Genomic DNA, 18,509 nt, shown 5'->3' on the forward strand with positions numbered 1-18,509 from the left:
GCGAGAAGACGAAGCGGCCGCAGCCGGTCGATCACCCCGCCCCCGTCAGTCGCCGAGCTCGGTGAACAGGGTCAGCTGAAGGTCACCAGGCGCTTCGAGCCGGGAGTTCAGGGAGTTCCAGGGCGTTCGGGTCGGCCCGGCGACGACCTCGGCTCCCGCGGCGGCCAGTTTCGCCGTCGCGGCGACGGAGTCGTCCACCTGGAAGGCGACCCGGATGTGCCCGGCCACCCGCCGCCCCACCTCCACCTCGTCGATGAACGCGGCATGGTTCGGGTCGGTCAGCTCCAGGGTGGCCCGCCCGGCGTCGAGGATCGTGACCCGCCCGTCCTCCGAGGCGAACGCGCCCTGCTCGGTCAGCCCGAGCACGTCCCGGTAGAAGTGCAGCGCGGCGTCGTAGTCCTCGGCGGTCACGACCAGGCGGAGTTCGCGAACGGCAGGCTGACCGGACATGGCGGCTCCTCAAAGGACGTCGACTGACCGGGACAACCCGACAGCCCGCCGAAGGATTCCCCTGTGCACCCGGCTGCCCACCCGGCCCGGCGCTCAGAACTGCTCAGCCGCGCTCTCCCCCTCGACACCAGGTCGGTCATCCCGGCTCAACAAGCGCACAGAACCGCGGCCCGCACTCCCCACGCGGTGCGGGCCGCGGCCTGTCGCCCCTCAGGCCGCCCAGGGCCAGTCGGCGTCCCGGGAGGCCTCGATCAGCGGAACCATCCGGAAAGCCGCGTCCGAGAGCCCCCCGAACGTGTGCCGGTTGCCCTTGCCCGACGGACCGTGGCCCGCCCGGTACCCTGCGAGGTTCCAGGTGTAGACCGGCACGTCAGCCGGGATCTGCTCGGTCGGGTCGCCCCGGTGGTGGTGCGTGTACTGCTCGTCGGTGACGATCAGCACCCGGTCGTGCTTCTTGTAGTGCCGGCGCACCGCCTCCGTGGTGTCGGTGCCGCCCAGGTCGCCGAAGCGGTCCAGGATCTTCAGCACCGACTCGCCGCGGCGGAACTTCACGCGGTCGCTCGTCGAGCCGAACTCGACCAGGTCCGCGCGCTCAGCCCGCAGCGCGAGCGCCGTGCCGAAGATCGCCGCCGCGTCGGCCCGGGTCAGCTCCGAGCGGTCGGACAGCCGCGACCAGAACATCGACCCCGAGCGGTCCACGAGCACCAGCGTCCGGCCGGGCAGCGCGGGCACGTGGGCCAGCGAGTGGCCGAGCGCCCGCTCCAGGGCGTACGACCAGCGCAGCGACGGCGCGTGCTGGTAGGCGGCGAGGTACCGGAAGGGGAACTGCCGCGAACGGGCGACTTCGGCCGGGTCGCTGATCCGCGCGGCGACCCGCTCGGCCACCTCGTCCGAGACGCCGGCCTCGTCGAAGTTCCGCAGGTTGCGCACGAGAGCCATGGTCCTCATGGAGGGGATCACGGCCTCCCAGGCCGCCTTGTCCATCGGCCCCTGCAGCCAGCCCGCCAGCGCCTCCCACGTCATCCCGGCCGCGGCCAGCCGCTCGGCACCTCCCTCGGCGGTCACGACCGCACGCCGGTCCGCCACGGGCAGCGCCATCAGCTCGCGGTGCGCGCTCAGTACGTGGTCGGACGCGGGCGGCACGGCGGTGTCCGGGTGGTGCCGGCGGTCGAGGGCGTACCGGAAGAGCTCGCCCTGCCACGGCTTGTCCGGGTCCGGGGCCGCGTGCACGAGGTTGAGGATGTCGCCGAAGCGGTAGCCCTTGGAGGCGGTGTCGTACTTCAGCAGCGCCTTGCCGTGGTACAGGCGGCGCACGGCGTCGGCGATGCCGCGCTTGACCGGCTTCGGCACGTTGCGGCCGTACATCGCGGTCCAGTACGCGAGCAGTTCGCCGGGCTCGTCGGGCCGCTGGAGGACGGAGGCGACGACCTGCCGGTTGGACGGGCCGTCGGTCGCGCCCGCGTCCAGGCGGGCCTTGACGTACTCGGCGGCGCCGACGACCGAGGCGGTGCGCAGGTTGCCCTCGCCGCGCAGCCAGCCGAGCAGGCCGGCCGTCCACTCCGGGTCGGTGACGGCGAGTTCGCGCACGAGCTTCGTGAAGCGGTCGTCGCGGTCGGCGCCGGTCTCGTAGAAGGTCTGCTGGGAGACGAAGTTGGAGACGGAGAGCAGGAAGAGTTCGGAGCGGGCGTCCCGCTCGCGGCCCCGGCCGCCCTCGTAGGTGCGCAGCACACGCCCGGTGGACGTCACGCGCGAGACGGGACGCGCGCGGGCTGCCTTGGAATTGAATCGCGCCATGGTGAATTCCCCCGAATTCGTTCCTGTTTCCGGGGGAGACGCTGCATGCGGGAAAAGAGGTGGGTGCCCGAGGACAGAAGTCGGCGACGGACTAATTCAGATGCTCTACCCACTTGAGCTACAGCGACCCGAAGTCGCTGACGGGACTCGAACCCGCAACCCTCCGATCCCAGGAAGTAACCGTTGCCTTCGCACCGGGCACCCACCACATGCTGCGCCTCCCGAGATCAAGTCGGCGGCGGCGTCGGATTCTTTGGAAGAGAAGTAGCCGCTGCCATCGCACCGGGAGGTGCGTGACGTTGTGATCTCACTGTAGGAGGCGCAACTGTGGAACTGCGAGCGAATTTATGACCGCTTCTGGCGCTTCCAGGGACCGGTGATGGCGAGCAGGATGCCCGGGTCCTGGATGTTGGCGTAGAGGGTCTTGCCGTCGGGCGAGAAGGTGACCCCGGCGAACTCGCTGTACTCCGGCTCCTCTTCGGTGCCGACGTTCAGGTCGTTCCGGGCGATCGGGTACGTGCGGCCGCTCTCGGTGGCGCCGAAGAGGTGCGAGACGCCCTCGCCGTCCTCGGCCAGCACGATGCCGCCGTACGGGGAGACGGTGATGTTGTCGGGGCCGTCGAACGCGCCGTCCTTCGACGGGTCGGGGTTCACCCCGAGCAGCACCTTGAGCGTCAGCGTGCGGCGCTTGGGGTCGTAGAACCAGACCTGGCCGTCGTGCCGGACGGGGCTCTCCTCACGGGCGTACGAGGAGACGATGTAGGCGCCGCCGTCGCCCCACCACATGCCCTCCAGCTTGCGGGCGCGGGTCACCTCGCCGTCGGCGAACTGCTTGCGCACGGGGGTGGTGCGGGCGTCGCGGTCGGGGACGTCCACCCAGTCGACGCCGTAGACGGTGCCGGTCTTCGTGGCGCGGGACAGGTCGTCGACGAACGTGCCGCCGGAGTCGAAGCATTTGGGGGCCTGGAGGACACCGGCGTCATCGGCGAGCCCCCGGAACTTCCCGGGGCCGTACTCGAAGCCCTTGGGCGGGGTCCAGCGGAAGAAGAGGCCGTTGGGGCCGGAGGCGTCCTCGGTGAGGTAGGCGTGGCCGCGCCGGGGGTCGATGACGACGGCCTCGTGGTCGTAGCGGCCGAAGAACTTCAGCGGCTTGGGGTCGCGGTTGGCGCGCCGGTCGCAGGGGTCGACTTCGAAGACGTAGCCGTGGTCCTTGGTCATGCCGTTGACGCCGGCCTTGTCGGAGTTCTCCTCGCACGTCAGCCAGGTGCCCCAGGGCGTGCTGCCGCCGGCGCAGTTGGTGGAGGTGCCGGCGATGCCCACCCATTCCGCGACCCGTCCGTCGGGGCGTACCTCGACGACCGTACAGCCGCCGGCCGCGGCCGGGTCGTAGACGAGGCCCTCGGTGAGCGGCACCGGGTACTGCCATTTGGTGCGCGGGCCCTTCAGCTCGTGGTTGTTGACGAGCAGGGTGGTGCCGCGGGGGCCGTCGAAGGTGGCGGTGCCGTCGTGGTTGGACGGCGTGGGCTCACCGGACTCCAGCTTGGTCCTGCCGCTGTAGGTGATGATCCGGTACGTGAAGCCGGCGGGCAGGGCGAGGATGCCCTTGGGGTCGGGGACCAGCGGGCCGTAGCCGACTCCGTGCCGGGCGTCCGGCGCCTCGCCCCCCGCGCTGTCGGTGTCGGTGGACGCGAGGGCGTTCGGCGCGGTGGAGAGGGCGCCGACGCTGCCCGCCAGCGCGACACCGGCACCGGTGATCGCGGAGGTTCTGGCGAAGTCCCTGCGGGTGAGCGACATGGTGTCTCCTGTGACGGTGAGAGTGCCGTGGGAGGTGGCGGACCTCGTTCGGCGAAACCGTCCCGCTCATGCGTGAACGCCGGTTGAACAACACCCCGGGGGCGCGGGGAACTGCGCGACAAGCCGAGACGGTGCCGCGCGACCGCGAACCGGGATCAACCCCCCTGCTGGGATCGCGCCTTGAAGGCCGCCTTCCGCGCTTCCTTGGCCACCTTCTTGTCGGGATGCAACCGCCCCATGGCCTCCAGCACATCGGCCGTGGCCGGGTGATCAACCCGCCACACGGCGTCGAAGAAGCCACCGTGCTGCCGCGCGAGCCCCTCCACCAGCGCCCGCAGCTCCTCGGAGTTCCCCTCCGCCGCGAGCTGCGCGGCCACCGTGTCGATGGTCAGCCAGTACACCATCGCCTCGGACGGCGCGGGCACGTCCATCGCGCCGTGCTCGGTCAGCCAGACCCGTGCGAGCCCGCCCAGCTCGGCGTCGTCGAGCACCTCCCGCAAGGCGGGTTCGGCCGAGGCGCCGACGAGCGACAGGGCCTGCTGGCACCGCAGCCGCCGCAGCGGCGCCCCGGCATCCGAGCCCCGGGCCGCCGCGAGCAACTCCCGGGCCGCCGCGAGCGATTCGCGCCGCTGGAGCCACTGCTCGGTCTCGGCCTGGACCGCGCCCGGCGGGAACTCCGCCGTGCCGTCGAGCAGCGCGTCGGCCCCCTTGTCCGCGAGGTCGCCGACGGCCGGTGCGTCGAAACCGGCCTCCAGCAGCCGGGCGCGCATGCCGTACAGACCGAGCGGGGTGAGGCGGACCATGCCGTAGCGGGAGACGTCGGTGTCGTCGACGGGTGCGGCGGGCTCCTCGTCGGCGTCGGCCATGAGCGCCTCGTCGACGGGCTGGTACGCGACGAATCCCACCGGCTCCAGCATCCGGAACTGGTCGTCCAGTCGCATCATCGCGTCGGAGACCTGCTCCAGGACGTCGTTGGTGGGCTCGCTCATGTCGCTGGGCACGATCACCGAGGCGGCCAGCGCCGGCAGCGGCACCGGGGCGCCGGGCGTGTCCTCACCGGCGGTCAGCAGATAGAGGTTGCCGAGCACGCCGTCGAGGAACTCGGCCTCGCCCTCGGGGTCCCAGTCGAGGGCGGAGAGGTCGACCTCGCCCTCCTCGTCCACGAGCCCGTCCAGGTCGGGCACGCTCGCGTCGGCGAGGACGGTCTCCACGGCGGAGAGCCACACGGCGAGCACCTCCTGCGGCGAGCCGCCGGTGAGCAGGGCCAGGTCCTCACCGGCCGTCACGGTGCCCTCGTCCTCGTCGACGACCTCGACGAGCCCGGCGTCCACGGCGACCCGCCACGCCTCGCTCGCGTCGGCGGCGGCGTCGTCCCCGCTCAGCCCGAGTGCCTCGACGGCCGCGGGCAGCTGTTCGTCGACGAGCCCTCCCCCGGCGTCGACGCGGGTGTCCGGCCCGGCCCAGCGGGCGAGCCGGGCGGCCCGGGACAGCAACGGTGTGGACAGCGCGTCGCGCGCCAGCTCCGCTTCGGTGTGCAGCCGCACCGGCGGCAGGGGGGAGCTGTCTGACATCGGCTGTTTCTCCTAGCGCGCCTCAGGTGACTCAACCGCTCAGCCTAGACGGATTTCCACCCATGCCGCCCACTTCATCTCCCCGTCGGCTGCCGTACATGGCCGAAACCTTGACAAGTGGCGTGAGCAGGCTGGAGATTGACGCGCGTAGAAGTCGGCGGACACTTGTTCACCGGGCCGGCCCCACCAGGCTTACCCGTCCGCCGCGCTCTACGCGCGTCACCGCACCCGCCCCACAGGGAGCGGCAGTCAGCCACTTCCGTCCTTTCCGCCCTCGTCCCGGCGCCCTGTCACGTCCCCGGAGGGAACCCCGTTGCCGAGCAAGTCGTCCGCGCGTCTCGCCGCGCTCACCGTCGCCGCCGCGTGCTCCGCGGCATCCACGATCGTCCTCACCAGCCCCGCGCACGCGGAGTCGGTGCGCATCCACGACATCCAGGGCAGCACCCGGATATCCCCGTACGCAGGCAAGCAGGTCACGGACGTGGCCGGAATCGTCACCGGCATCCGGACCTACGGCTCGTCCCGCGGCTTCTGGATCCAGGACCCGACCGCGGACGCCGATCCGGCGACCAGCGAGGGCGTCTTCGTCTTCACCGGCTCCGCACCGAAGGGGGTCGCCGTCGGTGACGCCGTCACGGTCAGCGGCACCGTCACGGAGTACGTCCCCGGCGGAGCGACCTCCGGCAACCAGTCGGTGACGGAGATCACCAAACCGACGACCACGGTCGTCTCCAGCGGCAACGCGCTCCCCGCCGCCACGGCGATCACCTCCCGCTCGGTCCCCGCCGCCTACGCGCCCGCTGGCGACACGGCCGCCGGCGGTTCGGTCAACGCGCTTCCCCTGAAGCCCTCGAAGTACGCCCTGGACCACTACGAGGCGCTGGAGGGCATGTCCGTCCGGGTCACCGACACCCGCGTCGTCGGCGCCACCGATCCGTACACCGAGCTGTGGGTGACGGTGAAGCCGCACGAGAACCGCAACCGCCACGGCGGCACGGTCTACGGCTCCTACGACGGCCAGAACACGGGCCGCCTCCAGATCCAGTCCCTCGGCTCGACGGCGGACTTCCCGAAGGCGAACGTGGGCGACACCCTCACGGGCAGCACCGAGGGCCCCCTGGACTACAACCAGTTCGGCGGCTACACCCTGGTCGCGAGCGAACTGGGCACGCTGAAGAGCGCGGGCCTGGAGCGGGAGACGACCCGGAAGCAGCGTTCCTCCGAACTCGCGGTCGCCACCTACAACGTCGAGAACCTCGACCCGGCCGACGACACGTTCGCCGCCCACGCCGCCGCGATCGTGAACAACCTGAAGTCGCCGGACATCGTGTCCCTGGAGGAGATCCAGGACAACAACGGCGCGGAGAACGACGGCACGGTCGCCGCCGACCAGACGCTGACCAAGCTGATCGACGCGATCGTCGCGGCCGGCGGCCCGAGGTACGACTGGCGCGCGATCGACCCGGCCGACGGCAGCGACGGCGGCCAGCCGGGCGGCAACATCCGCCAGGCGTTCCTGTTCAACCCGGAGCGGGTCTCCTTCGCGGACCGCGCGGGCGGCGACGCCACGACGGCCACCGGCGTGACGAGGATCCGCGGCAAGGCGCACCTGACGCTCAGCCCGGGCCGTATCGCCCCCGCCGACGAGGCCTGGAAGAACAGCCGCAAGCCGCTGGCCGGCGAGTTCGTCTTCCGCGGCCGCTCGGTCTTCGTGATCGCCAACCACTTCAGCTCCAAGGGCGGCGACCAGGGCCTGACCGCCCAGTACCAGCCGCCGTCGCGCAGCTCCGAGACGCAGCGCCACCAGCAGGCCACCCTGGTGAACGCCTTCGTCAAGGACATCCTCGACACCCAGAAGAACGCGGACGTCATCACGCTGGGCGACATCAACGACTTCGAGTTCTCGGAGACCACGAAGCTCCTGGAAGGCCGCGGCGAACTCTGGTCGGCGATCAAGTCGCTGCCCAGGAGCGAGCGTTACTCCTACGTCTACCAGGGCAACAGCCAGGTCCTCGACCAGATCCTGATCAGCCCGTCGATCCGCCGCGACTGCGACTTCGAGTACGACAGCGTGCACGTCAACGCGGAGTTCCACGACCAGATCAGCGACCACGACCCGCAGATCCTGCGGTTCCGCCCGTAAGCGGCCCGGGGCCGGCCGGACCTTCCGTCCCGGCCGGCCCCGCGGTCCCGCCTCACCCTCGCCCGGGGTGCAGCCCCAGAGCGTGCACGTACCGGCTGCCGGTGACCCCCGCCATCCCGGGGTACGTCCGCACCCGCTCCCACGCGTCGGTCGGCGGCGCGGCCAGCGCCCGGTCGTACGCCTCGGCGCTCTCCCACTCGGCGTAGTTCAGCACGTGTCTGCCGTCCGCACTCATGTGGAAATGAGCGGACAGCAACCCGGCGTGCCCCTCCGGGTCGTCCTCGACGGCCTTCAGCACCAGGTCGGCCCACTCCTCCCGGCGCCCCTCATCTCCCGCCTCGAAATCGATCCGCACGGTGACGACGAGCCCGGGCACGCGCGTGTCCCCCACGGCCCGCTCCCGGCTGCGGTACCGCCGGTAGCGCGCGAGTCCGACCCGCTCGATCCCCGGTACGGCGGTGTCGACCTCGTCGACACGCTCCTGACGGTGGACCTTCACGAACGCCTCGAAGGCCTGCTCGCTGCTCCACTGCGAGTAGTGCATCAGCGTGGATCCGTCCTGCCCGGCGTACACGTGGTACCCCAGCAGATCGGCGCTCGGCCAGGGCCGCCGCTCCCACGTCCACCCGATCGCCTCGACGGCCTGCCGCTGCCGCTCGGGGGTTCCCAGGCGCCAGGTGCTGAAGAAGGGAGCACCGATCCGGGGGTCGGTGGGGTCGGGGTGCTGTTCTGTCCGACGGCTCATGGAACGCTCCAGTTGTGTGCGCCGACTGCCTGCACACCCCACTGTTCAACCTCGACCAAACTTGAGGTCAAGCGGGGTCCGGTAGCCCGGCGCCCCTGGGCGTCCGCACGTCCCGCCGCTCAGTGATGCCCCTGCACGTGCCTCCACCGCAGCACCCCGACGGCCACCACACCCGCGGCCGCCCCGGCCATCAGCACCGGGCGCGGATGGCGCATCCCGGCCTGCACGACCGTCCGCACCGGACCGGGCCCCGCGTGCGCCGCTCGGTCCTGGACCGCGTGTCCCGCCTGTGCCGCACTGCTGCGCAACTGCACCGTCACCGCCCCGGCCTTGTCCCGGAGATCGGCGGCCCGGGCCAGCGCACGCCCCTTCACATCGGCCTTCCCGGCCAACTCCTCCACGGTGTTCCCGAGTTCGCTCCGCGTCTGCTCGATCTGCCGCCGCAGCTCATCGGGCCCCTTGGCCCCACCCGTCGGCTTCGTCATCGATGCGCCCTTCCCTTGATCTCCTCCACGTCCGCCTTGACGCTGCCGATGGCCTCCTCAGGCGTGGGGGGCGTGGCCCGTCGCAGCTGCCCCCGCCCGACGGCCGCCAGCACGGCCGCGATCACGAACAGCACCCCCGTCACGATCAGCGCGGCGGCCCACACGGGCAGCACCAGCGAGAGCGCGGCGGCACCCGTACCGGCCAGCGCGAGGAACCCGGCATACGCGACGGCTCCCGCCGCACCGAGCAGCCCGCCGCCCCGCCCCGCCCGCCGTCCCTTCTCGGCCAGCTCTTCCTTCGCGAGCGCCACTTCCTGCCGCACGAGCCGGGAGGCCTGCTCGGCGGCCTGATTGACGAGCTCGCCCACGGAGTGGTGTTCGTCGTGCACGACCCGGCGATCCATGGTTCCGGTCACGGTGTTCCGCCTCCTCTCGAAGTAGGGACCCCCGAGTACCCGCCCGTACACCGGCTACGCCGCACGGGACAGCGGGGCCCGCGGTCGGGAAAGCAGGGCCCGCCGATCGGCCACTCCACCGAACTCCGTAGCAACGCTTAACGACATCCGGTAGAAGAATTAAGTGGAGCTACATATAGGTCGGGCCGACACTACCTGCATGACGACACCCTTCGGCCGCACCCTCTGCGCGGTGATCACCCCCTTCACCGCCTCCGGAACCCTCGACCTCGGCGGCGCCCAGCTCCTCGCCGCACACCTGGTCGGCAACGGCTGTGACGGCCTCGTCCTGTCCGGCACGACGGGCGAGTCCCCCACCACCACGGACGCCGAGAAGTCGGCCCTCATCGCGGCCGTCCGCGAGGCCGTGGGCGGCCGGGCGCGGATCGTCGCGGGCATCGGCACCCCCGACACCCGCCACACCACCGATCTGGCCCGGGAGGCGGAGAAGGCGGGCGCGGACGGCCTGTTGGTGGTGTCGCCGTACTACAGCCGCCCCCCGCAGGACGCGATCGAGGCCCACTTCCATGAGGTCGCGGACGCCACCGGACTCCCCCTCATGGTCTACGACGTCCCGGCCCGCACCGGCACCCGCATCGCCCCGGAGACGATGCTGCGCCTCGCCGAACACCCCGGCATCGTCGCGGTCAAGGACTGCTCGAACGACTTCCTGGCCGCCCAGAAGGTACTGGCCCGAACGGACCTGGCGTACTACGCGGGCTGCGACGAGCACAACCTCGCGCTGTACGCCGTGGGCGGGTCGGGCTACGTCAGCACGGTCGCCAACGTGGTCCCGGACCGGCTGCGAGCCGTCCTGGACGCGTTCGACGCGGGCGACACGGCCCGGGCGGCCCGCCTCCAGCAGCGGGCCACGCCGCTCATCGAGGCGGTCATGTCTGCGGGCCTGCCGGGCAGCGTCACCGTCAAGGCGCTCCTGAACGCCCTGGCCCTCCCCGCAGGCCCGGTCCGCGCCCCGCTCCGGGCCGCCGACCCGGCCACGGCCGACACCCTGCTGTCGCTCCACGCGGACCTCTCCGAGGCCTGATCACCGCTTGGCAGGCGAGGAACGCATCGTCCGCGGGCGCTCCGCCATGCCACCGGCCGGCAGACAGGAAGGGGACGGCCCGCACCGCAGTCACCTGCGGTGCGGGCCGTCCCCTTCCTGAGTGCCGGTTCAGTTCCAGGCGTACCCGTCACCGAACAGCAGTGTGTGCTCCAGCACGTCCTCCGCGGGGTCGTCGATCTGACCCACGTTGACGTTGATCAGACCGACCCGGTGGCCGTTGTGGGAGTCCGTGTTGGTCTCGTCGGCGTGCGCGGCGCCCGCCGTCAGCCAGCACACCGCCAGCGCCGCGGCCACCCCGGCCAGCCTGCGCACGGCGGTCCGCCCCCGCTCGTTCCTCATACCCCGGTCCTCGTTTCGTCGGTTCGGCATCTGATCGGACACTGCGTCCACCCGTTCATCTGCCAAAACCACCGCGAGGTCACGCCAGGTCATCCATACGAGACGTGCGGGCCGTGCGGGCCGTACGTGGCCCGGCGCGGGACCGTCAGTTGTGGCTGTGGAGGATCTCGTTCAGCCCGCCCCACACCGCGTTGTTCGGCCGGGCCTCGACCGTGCCGGTGACCGAGTTGCGGCGGAAGAGGATGTTGGAGGCGCCGGACAGCTCGCGGGCCTTGATGATCTGCCCGTCGGGCATGGTGACGCGGGTGCCGGCGGTGACGTAGAGGCCGGCCTCGACGACGCACTCGTCGCCCAGGGCGATGCCGACGCCCGCCTCGGCACCGATCAGGCAGCGCTCGCCGACGGAGATGATGACGTTGCCGCCGCCGGAGAGGGTGCCCATCGTGGAGGCGCCGCCGCCGATGTCGGAGCCGTCGCCGATCACGACACCGGCGGAGATGCGGCCCTCGACCATCGAGGTGCCGAGCGTGCCGGCGTTGAAGTTGACGAAGCCCTCGTGCATGACGGTGGTGCCCTCGGCGAGGTGGGCGCCGAGACGGACCCGGTCGGCGTCGGCGATCCGGACGCCCTTGGGGGCCACGTAGTCCGTCATGCGCGGGAACTTGTCCACGGAGGTCACCTGGAGGTGCAGGCCCTCGGCGCGGGCGTTGAGCCGCACCTTCTCCAGGTCGTCGACGGCGACCGGGCCGAGCGAGGTCCAGGCGACGTTGGCGAGGAAGCCGAAGATGCCGTCCAGGCTCTGGCCGTGCGGCTTGACCAGGCGGTGGGAGAGCAGGTGCAGGCGCAGGTAGGCGTCGTGCGCGTCGATCGGCTTCTCGTCGAGCGAGGTGATGACCGTGCGGACCGCGACCACCTCGACGCCCCGGCGGGCGTCCGGGCCGATAGCCGCGGTCGCGCCACCGCCGAGCAGCTCCGCGGCACGCTCGGCGGACAGCCGCTCGGTGCCGGACGGGCCGGGCTGGTCGGCCAGCTCGGGCGCGGGGAACCAGGTGTCGAGAACGGTGCCGTCGGCGGCGATCGTGGCGAGGCCGGCGGCCACGGCGCCGGTGGTGCGAGGAGCAGTCGTGTCGGTCATGAGGGCAACCTAACCGGCGGACGCCGATGGATGCGAACCCGTGCGCGGGCGTCTCACGGGACGGGCGGTATCCACTCCCCCAAGACGCCCCTCAGCAGCACGGACACCCGAGTTGCGGACGACTCCCTCAGGACCGCTCCACTGACAGCGCCACGCCCGTCCGACCGCGGCCGGGAGCCGCCCCGGCCTCATCCGGCCGCTCCCGCGAGCACTCGCGCCAGCACCTCCCGCGCGTACTCCTCGTCGTACGGCACCCCTGTCAGCAGCACCTGCAGGCAGATGCCGTCGACGACCGCCACCAGTGCTCGCGCGGTCACGGGATCCGTGCGCGGGGCCAGCAGGTCGGCGACCCCGTCGGCCCACTCGGCGGCGACGGGTCGCAGAGCGGGCCGGCGCAGGGCGGCCAGGTACAGCTCGCACTCCAGCTCCACGCCCGTACGGTCACCGGAGAGCCACTCCCCGATCCATCCGGCGAGTTCGGCGGCCAGATCGGTCCGGGGGTCCTCCAGGCCACCGCACGAGGCGACCATCTTGGCGAAGCCCTCGTTGGTCTGCCGCAGCGCGGCGACCATCAGCTCGTCGAGCGTCCGGAAGTGGTACGTCGTGGAGCCGAGCGGCACGTCCGCCTCGGCGGCGACGCTGCGGTGGCTCAGTCCGGCGATGCCCTTGGAGCCGACGACCCGGATCGCCGCGTCGATGATCCGCTGCCGCCGCTCGGGGTCATGGCGCCGGGGCATCAGTGCGCACCTCCCAGGTTCAGCACCACGACCCCCACGATGATCAGCGCGATCCCGGCGGCCTTGGCGACGGTCATGCCCTCCCCCAGGAAGACGATCCCGATCGTGGCGATGGCGGCGGTGCCGGCCCCGGCCCAGATCGCGTAGGCCGTGCCGACCGACACGGTCTTCAGGGTCTGCGCGAGCAGCCCGAAGGAGAGGACGTAGCCGACGAGCGTGAGCAGCGAGGGCCCGAGCCTGCTGAACCCGTCGCTGTACTTCATGGCGGTGGTCGCGCCCACTTCGGCGGCTATGGCCCCGGCCAGCAGCAGATAACCCATGTGTACGAGCGTACACAACACCTGTACGCCCGTACATAACGGCGGCCTGGATATCGGAGAGAAACCGCTCTCACCAAATGCGCCACAGGCGCCCCACCAGTCCACTACGGTGTCCACCGATCACACACCGGGCCACCACAACTGCGCCGCCGTCAAGGGTGCCCCGCTGGAGGAACAGCGCATGTCAGAACAGAAGTCCCGGCCGCCGCAGGACCGCCCCTGGGAGAGCGGCTGGGCCCCTGACACCACGCGGGCACCGGGCACGCGAAGGCTCTGGCTGGCGGGCGCGCTGGCCCTGGCCACGATCACCGCGTGCGTCACGGCCGTCACCGTGATGGACCAGGAGTCCGGCGAGCAGGAGGACCGGGCGGCGGAGCCGACCACCCTCAGCAGCTCGGCCCCGGGCGGCCTGATCTCCTTCGCGACCCCGTCCGAGGGCGGCGCCGAGAACGCCGGCGCGGACCGCCCCCGCCCGTCCCCCACCCCGACCAGCAGCGCTCCCAGCGCGGCCCCGAGTCCGAAGCCCGGGAAGAAGGCCCCGAAGCCGCCGAAGACGTCCCCGTCTCCGACGAAGAGCCCGAAGCCTCCGTCCTCCCACGGCATATCCATACGCGCGGTCAACTTCTCCGACCGCTACTGGCGGGTGCGCGACGGCTCTGTGCGCCTCGACCAGATCGGATCGGGCCCCGAGCAGCGCGAGGACGCCACCTTCCAGCGCGTCGCCGGCCTCTCCGACTCCTCCTGCTACTCCTTCACCACCGCGGACGGCCGCTACCTCCGCCACCGCAGCTTCGTCCTGGTCGCCGACAGCAACGACGGCTCGTCCCTGTTCCGCCAGGACGCGACGTTCTGTCCCCGCGTCTGGTCCCGCTCGGGAACGCTCACGCTGGAGTCGGTCAACTACCCGGGCCGCTTCCTGCGCCACCGCAACTTCCAGCTCCGCCTGGACCCCTTCGAGAACAGTCACCAGTACTACGCGGACGCGTCGTTCCAGATCGTGGCCGGGTTGGACTGAGCATGCGTGAGGGCGGCACCCGGGATGGGTGCCGCCCTCACGCGCGTCAGTGGATCTCAGACGTGATCCTCAGACGTTGAACCCCAGAGCACGCAGCTGCTCGCGGCCGTCGTCCGTGATCTTGTCGGGGCCCCACGGCGGCATCCAGACCCAGTTGATGCGCAGCTCGCTCACGAGGCCGTCCGTGGCGGACTTCGCCTGGTCCTCGATGACGTCCGTCAGCGGGCAGGCCGCCGACGTCAGGGTCATGTCGAGCGTCGCGATGTTCGCGTCGTCGATGTGGATGCCGTAGATCAGGCCGAGGTTGACGACGTCGATGCCCAGCTCGGGGTCGACGACGTCGTACAGCGCCTCACGGACCTCTTCCTCCGAGGCCGGCTTCATCTCAACGGTCTCGCTCATGCCGTCGTCTCCTTCTCGGCGTCGGCTCCGCCCAGCACCTGGGCCGTCGCGTCCTTCCAGGCCATCCAGCTCAGCAGGGCGCACTTCACCCGGGCCGGGTACTTGGACACCCCGGCGAACGCGACCGCGTCCTCCAGGATGTCCTCCATCGCGTCGTCGGGTTCGAGCTTCCCCTTGGACTGCATCAGCTCCAGGAAGGTCTCCTGGATCTTCCGCGCGTCGGAGAGCTCCTTGCCGACGAGGAGGTCGTTCAGTACGGACGCGCTCGCCTGGCTGATCGAACAGCCCTGGCCCTCGTATGAGACGTCCTCGATCGTGGTGCCGTCGTACTTCACGCGCAGCGTGATCTCGTCACCGCACGTCGGGTTGACGTGGTGCACCTCGGCGTCGCCATCCCGCAAGCCCCGCCCGTGCGGGTTCTTGTAGTGGTCCAGGATGACTTCCTGGTACATGGAGTCCAGTTTCACCGTCTAGCACGCCCCTCAGCCGAAGAAGTTCCGTACGTGCTCCAGGCCGTCGACCAACGCGTCGATCTCGGCCGGCGTGGAGTACAGATAGAACGACGCTCGCGTGGTCGCAGGAATTCCGTAGCGCAGGCAGACAGGCCGTGCGCAGTGGTGGCCGACCCGGACCGCGATGCCCTGCTCGTCGAGGACCTGGCCCACGTCGTGCGGGTGGATGTCCCCGAGGGTGAAGCTGATCGCCGCGCCGCGGTCCTCGGCCGTGGTCGGGCCGATGATGCGCAGGTCGGGGACCTCCAGCAGCCGCTTGACCGCGTACTCGGTGAGCGCGTGCTCGTGGGCGAGGATCTTGTCCATGCCGATCGAGTCGAGGTAGTCGATCGCCGCGCCGAGACCGACCGCCTGGGCGATCGGGGGCGTGCCCGCCTCGAACTTGTGGGGCGCCGGGGCGTACGTCGAGGAGTGCATCGACACCGTCTCGATCATCTCGCCGCCGCCGAGGAACGGAGGCAGGTCCTCCAGCAGCTCCTGGCGGCCCCACAGGACGCCGATGCCGGTCGGGCCGCACATCTTGTGGCCGGTGAAGGCCACGAAGTCGGCCTGCAGGGCCTGCACGTCCAGCGGCATGTGCGGCGCGGCCTGGGAGGCGTCGACGCACACCAGCGCACCGACCTCCTGGGCACGGCGCACGATCGCCTCGACGGGGTTCTGGGTGCCGAGGATGTTGGAGACCAGCACGAAGGAGACGATCTTCGTCTTCTCGGTGATGACCTCTTCGATGTTCGACAGGTCCAGGCGGCCGTCGTCGGTGAGTCCGAACCACTTCAGCTTCGCGCCCGTGCGCTGCGCGAGCAGCTGCCACGGCACGATGTTGGAGTGGTGCTCCATCTCCGTGATGACGATCTCGGTCTCGGAGTCCACGCGGTAGGGCTCGTCGGCCCAGCCCAGCATGTTCGCCACGAGGTTGAGCGACTCGGAGGCGTTCTTGGTGAAGATCACCTCGTCGCGCGAGGGCGCGTTGATGAACTCGGCGACCTTGTCGCGCGCGCCCTCGTACAGCGCCGTGGCCTCCTCGGCGAGCACATGCACACCGCGGTGGACGTTGGCGTTGTAGCGCTCGTAGTACTCGCTCAGGGCGTCCAGCACCTGGCGCGGCTTCTGGCTGGTCGCCGCGTTGTCCAGGTACACGAGCTTCCGGCCTTCGTGGACCTGGCGGTCCAGGATGGGGAAGTCCTTGCGGATCGCCTCGGTGTCGAGGAGGCCCGGCAGCAATGTCACGCGGATGCGCCACCCTTCGTGTCGGCCCCGTCGTGCTTCGCGTAGGCCTCGTAGCCCTCGTTCTCCAGCTTGTCGGCGAGCTCGGCGCCGCCGGACTCGACGATCCGGCCGCCGGAGAAGACGTGCACGTGGTCGGGCTTGATGTAGCGGAGGATGCGGGTGTAGTGCGTGATCAGCAGGGTGCCGACCTCGCCCGTCTCGCGGACGCGGTTCACGCCCTCGGACACGACGCGCAGGGCGTCGACGTCCAGGCCGGAGTCGGTCTCGTCGAGGACCGCGACCTTCGGCTTGAGCAGCTCCAGCTGGAGGATCTCGTGGCGCTTCTTCTCACCGCCGGAGAAGCCCTCGTTGACGTTGCGCTCGGCGAAGGACGGGTCGATGTTGAGGCGCTGCATGGCCTCCTTGACCTCCTTCACCCAGGTGCGCAGCTTGGGGGCCTCGCCGCGGACGGCGGTGGCGGAGGTGCGCAGGAAGTTCGACACGGAGACACCCGGCACCTCGACGGGGTACTGCATCGCGAGGAACAGGCCGGCGCGGGCGCGCTCGTCGACGGACATCTCCAGGACGTCCTCGCCGTCGAGGGTGACGGTGCCGCCGGTGATCGTGTACTTCGGGTGACCCGCGAGGGAGTAGGCGAGGGTCGACTTGCCGGAGCCGTTGGGGCCCATGATGGCGTGCGTCTCGCCCTGCTTCACGGTGAGGTCGACGCCCTTGAGGATCTCCTTCGTGGCGTTGTCGGCCTCGACGGTGACGTGCAGGTCTCGGATTTCAAGCGTTGCCATGGATGCCTCAGGACTCCTGGGTGAGGGAGACGAGCACGTCGTCCCCATCGATCTGTACGGGGTAAACGGGGACGGGGCGCGTCGCCGGGAGGGCGTCGGGCTTGCCGGAACGGAGGTCGAAGCGCGAGCCGTGCAGCCAGCACTCGATGTGGCAGTCGTCGACCTCGCCCTCTGACAGGGAGACGTTCGCGTGCGAGCAGATGTCGTGGATCGCGAACACCTCGCCCTCGGTCTGCACGATGGACAGGGGCGTGCCGTCGAGTTCCACCCGCTTCGGGGTGTCCTCCTCCAGCTCGCCCAGTCCACAGGCGCGTACGAAGGTCATGCGACCGCCGCCTCCAGCTCCTCCTCGATCTTGGCGATCAGGCGCTCCTCGATGTCGGGGAGGCCGATCTGCTGGACCAGCTCGGCGAAGAAGCCGCGGACCACCAGCCGGCGGGCCTCGTGCTCCGGGATGCCGCGGGCCATGAGGTAGAAGAGCTGCTCGTCGTCGAAACGGCCGGTCGTCGAGGCGTGGCCGGCGCCGACGATCTCGCCGGTCTCGATCTCGAGGTTCGGTACGGAGTCCACCCGCGCCCCGTCCGTGAGGACCAGGTTGCGGTTCATCTCGTACGTGTCCGTGCCCTCGGCCTTGGCCTCGATGAGCACGTCGCCGATCCACACCGCGTGCGCGTCGTCGCCCTGGAGCGCGCCCTTGTAGACGACGTGCGACTTGCAGTGCGGGACGTTGTGGTCGACCAGGAGGCGGTGCTCCTGGTGCTGGCCCTGGTCGGTGAAGTACAGGCCGAACAGCTCGGCCTCGCCGCCGGGGCCGGCGTACCGCACGCGCGGGTGCAGCCGGACGACGTCGCCGCCGAAGGTGACGACGACCGACTTGAAGGAGGCGTCACGGCCGACGAGCGCGTTGTGCTGGGCGACGTGGACGGCCTTCTCGTCCCAGTCCTGGACGGAGACGACGGTGAGCTTGGCGCCGTCGCCCAGGAGGTAGTCGACGTTGGCGGCGAGCACCGCGTCACCGCTGTGGTCGATGACCACGACGGCCTCGGCGAAGGCGCCCAGCTCGATCACCTGGTGGCCGAAGGCGGTCCCGCCCTCGCCGTGCACCGCGATACGGATGGGCTCGGTGAGGACGGTCTCCTTGGGGACGGTCACGACCGAGGCCTTCTCGAAGACCGAATAGGCCTGGGCCGCGACGCGGTCCACCGGGGTGCCGGCCTTGCCGAGCCGCGCGTCGTCGCGGCCGACGGCCTCGACGGTGACGCCCTCGGGGGCCTGGACCTCGACCTTCACGCCGTTGCCGGTGGCGACGGCGGTGCCGTCGTGCAGGCCGCGCAGACGCTCCAGCGGGGTGAACCGCCACTCCTCCTCACGGCCGTGCGGGACGGGGAAGTCCGCCACGTCGAAGGAGGGGGGCGCGCTCATGCGCGTGGCGACGGTCGACTCCGCGGCGACCGCGATCGAGCCCGCGGTCGTGGAACCCACGGGGATGTTCTGGGCCTCAGCCATGGCTGTCGTAGTGCTCTCTTTCCTGAGTGGG

The 18,509-nt window shown here is 70.9% G+C and carries 20 protein-coding genes; 3 read left to right on the forward strand and 17 right to left on the reverse strand.

Annotation, left to right across the window (positions count from 1 at the left end; genetic code table 11):
• Window positions 1-45: 45 nt before the first annotated feature.
• From A4E84_RS09670 to A4E84_RS09685, 4 genes are all read right to left on the reverse strand, one after another.
• Complete coding sequence (locus tag A4E84_RS09670) at window positions 46-450, reverse strand: VOC family protein (RefSeq protein ID WP_062926150.1); 405 nt, start codon at window positions 448-450, stop codon at window positions 46-48.
• 210 nt (window positions 451-660) lie between these two features.
• On the reverse strand, window positions 661-2,244 hold the full coding sequence (locus A4E84_RS09675) for a TROVE domain-containing protein (protein WP_062926151.1): 1,584 nt from the start codon (window positions 2,242-2,244) through the stop codon (window positions 661-663).
• A 345-nt stretch (window positions 2,245-2,589) separates the two neighbouring features.
• A complete protein-coding gene (locus A4E84_RS09680; protein ID WP_062926152.1) occupies window positions 2,590-4,038 on the reverse strand; it encodes an alkaline phosphatase PhoX in 1,449 nt (482 codons plus the stop codon).
• 155 nt (window positions 4,039-4,193) lie between these two features.
• Window positions 4,194-5,609, reverse strand: coding sequence for a hypothetical protein (locus tag A4E84_RS09685; protein ID WP_062926153.1), 1,416 nt, complete (start codon window positions 5,607-5,609; stop codon window positions 4,194-4,196).
• Window positions 5,610-5,922: 313 nt separating this feature from the next.
• On the opposite strand from A4E84_RS09685, the gene A4E84_RS09690 reads away from it, so the two are divergent.
• On the forward strand, window positions 5,923-7,752 hold the full coding sequence (locus tag A4E84_RS09690) for an endonuclease/exonuclease/phosphatase family protein (RefSeq protein WP_062926154.1): 1,830 nt from the start codon (window positions 5,923-5,925) through the stop codon (window positions 7,750-7,752).
• Window positions 7,753-7,804: 52 nt separating this feature from the next.
• On the opposite strand, the gene A4E84_RS09695 is transcribed toward A4E84_RS09690, so the two are convergent.
• The 3 genes from A4E84_RS09695 to A4E84_RS09705 all read right to left on the reverse strand — a co-directional run bounded on the left by A4E84_RS09695 (window position 7,805) and on the right by A4E84_RS09705 (window position 9,398).
• The gene (locus tag A4E84_RS09695; protein ID WP_062926155.1) at window positions 7,805-8,497 is read right to left on the reverse strand and encodes an antibiotic biosynthesis monooxygenase; all 693 of its coding nucleotides are present in this window, start codon (window positions 8,495-8,497) and stop codon (window positions 7,805-7,807) included.
• A gap of 119 nt (window positions 8,498-8,616) precedes the next feature.
• A complete protein-coding gene (locus A4E84_RS09700) occupies window positions 8,617-8,982 on the reverse strand; it encodes a DUF3618 domain-containing protein (protein WP_062926156.1) in 366 nt (121 codons plus the stop codon).
• A complete protein-coding gene (locus A4E84_RS09705; protein WP_062926157.1) occupies window positions 8,979-9,398 on the reverse strand; it encodes a phage holin family protein in 420 nt (139 codons plus the stop codon). Before A4E84_RS09705 ends, A4E84_RS09700 begins: the two co-directional genes overlap by 4 nt.
• Window positions 9,399-9,597: 199 nt before the next feature.
• Here A4E84_RS09705 and dapA point away from each other — a divergent pair, with 199 nt between their 5' ends.
• Window positions 9,598-10,482: a 4-hydroxy-tetrahydrodipicolinate synthase gene (dapA, locus tag A4E84_RS09710; RefSeq protein ID WP_062926158.1), complete on the forward strand. Its 885-nt coding sequence runs from the start codon at window positions 9,598-9,600 to the stop codon at window positions 10,480-10,482.
• A 129-nt stretch (window positions 10,483-10,611) separates the two neighbouring features.
• Here the strand turns inward: dapA and A4E84_RS09715 are convergent, their stop codons facing one another.
• From A4E84_RS09715 to A4E84_RS09730, 4 genes are all read right to left on the reverse strand, one after another.
• Window positions 10,612-10,842 (reverse strand): hypothetical protein, encoded by a 231-nt coding sequence (locus A4E84_RS09715; RefSeq protein WP_062926159.1) that lies wholly within the window; start codon window positions 10,840-10,842, stop codon window positions 10,612-10,614.
• A 145-nt stretch (window positions 10,843-10,987) separates the two neighbouring features.
• Window positions 10,988-11,977, reverse strand: coding sequence for a 2,3,4,5-tetrahydropyridine-2,6-dicarboxylate N-succinyltransferase (gene dapD / locus A4E84_RS09720; RefSeq protein ID WP_062926160.1), 990 nt, complete (start codon window positions 11,975-11,977; stop codon window positions 10,988-10,990).
• A 188-nt stretch (window positions 11,978-12,165) separates the two neighbouring features.
• Window positions 12,166-12,714, reverse strand: a complete 549-nt coding sequence (locus A4E84_RS09725) for a TetR/AcrR family transcriptional regulator (protein ID WP_062926161.1) — start codon at window positions 12,712-12,714, stop codon at window positions 12,166-12,168.
• Window positions 12,714-13,034: a DMT family transporter gene (locus tag A4E84_RS09730; protein ID WP_062926162.1), complete on the reverse strand. Its 321-nt coding sequence runs from the start codon at window positions 13,032-13,034 to the stop codon at window positions 12,714-12,716. The genes A4E84_RS09725 and A4E84_RS09730 overlap by 1 nt, the downstream gene beginning before the upstream one ends.
• A gap of 181 nt (window positions 13,035-13,215) precedes the next feature.
• Between A4E84_RS09730 and A4E84_RS09735 the strand changes: the two genes are divergently transcribed.
• A complete protein-coding gene (locus tag A4E84_RS09735; protein WP_062926163.1) occupies window positions 13,216-14,049 on the forward strand; it encodes an AbfB domain-containing protein in 834 nt (277 codons plus the stop codon).
• Window positions 14,050-14,118: 69 nt separating this feature from the next.
• On the opposite strand, the gene A4E84_RS09740 is transcribed toward A4E84_RS09735, so the two are convergent.
• The 6 genes from A4E84_RS09740 to sufD are packed head-to-tail and all read right to left on the reverse strand — an operon-like array spanning window position 14,119 to window position 18,478.
• Entirely contained in the window at window positions 14,119-14,451 is a 333-nt protein-coding gene (locus A4E84_RS09740) for a metal-sulfur cluster assembly factor (RefSeq protein WP_028809645.1), read from the reverse strand.
• Window positions 14,448-14,918 (reverse strand): Fe-S cluster assembly sulfur transfer protein SufU, encoded by a 471-nt coding sequence (sufU, locus tag A4E84_RS09745; protein ID WP_062926164.1) that lies wholly within the window; start codon window positions 14,916-14,918, stop codon window positions 14,448-14,450. The genes A4E84_RS09740 and sufU overlap by 4 nt, the downstream gene beginning before the upstream one ends.
• Before the next feature lie 15 nt (window positions 14,919-14,933).
• The gene (locus tag A4E84_RS09750) at window positions 14,934-16,190 is read right to left on the reverse strand and encodes a cysteine desulfurase (RefSeq protein WP_062926165.1); all 1,257 of its coding nucleotides are present in this window, start codon (window positions 16,188-16,190) and stop codon (window positions 14,934-14,936) included.
• Window positions 16,187-16,972 carry a Fe-S cluster assembly ATPase SufC gene (gene sufC / locus A4E84_RS09755; RefSeq protein WP_062926166.1) on the reverse strand — a complete coding sequence of 262 codons (786 nt, stop codon included), beginning with the start codon at window positions 16,970-16,972 and terminating at the stop codon, window positions 16,187-16,189. Before sufC ends, A4E84_RS09750 begins: the two co-directional genes overlap by 4 nt.
• Window positions 16,973-16,979: 7 nt before the next feature.
• Entirely contained in the window at window positions 16,980-17,297 is a 318-nt protein-coding gene (locus tag A4E84_RS09760; protein WP_030852669.1) for a non-heme iron oxygenase ferredoxin subunit, read from the reverse strand.
• Complete coding sequence (gene sufD / locus A4E84_RS09765; RefSeq protein ID WP_062926167.1) at window positions 17,294-18,478, reverse strand: Fe-S cluster assembly protein SufD; 1,185 nt, start codon at window positions 18,476-18,478, stop codon at window positions 17,294-17,296. Before sufD ends, A4E84_RS09760 begins: the two co-directional genes overlap by 4 nt.
• Between the last annotated feature and the right edge of the window lie 31 nt (window positions 18,479-18,509).

Source organism: Streptomyces qaidamensis (assembly GCF_001611795.1).
In the GTDB taxonomy this organism is placed as follows: Bacteria; Actinomycetota; Actinomycetes; order Streptomycetales; family Streptomycetaceae; genus Streptomyces; species Streptomyces qaidamensis.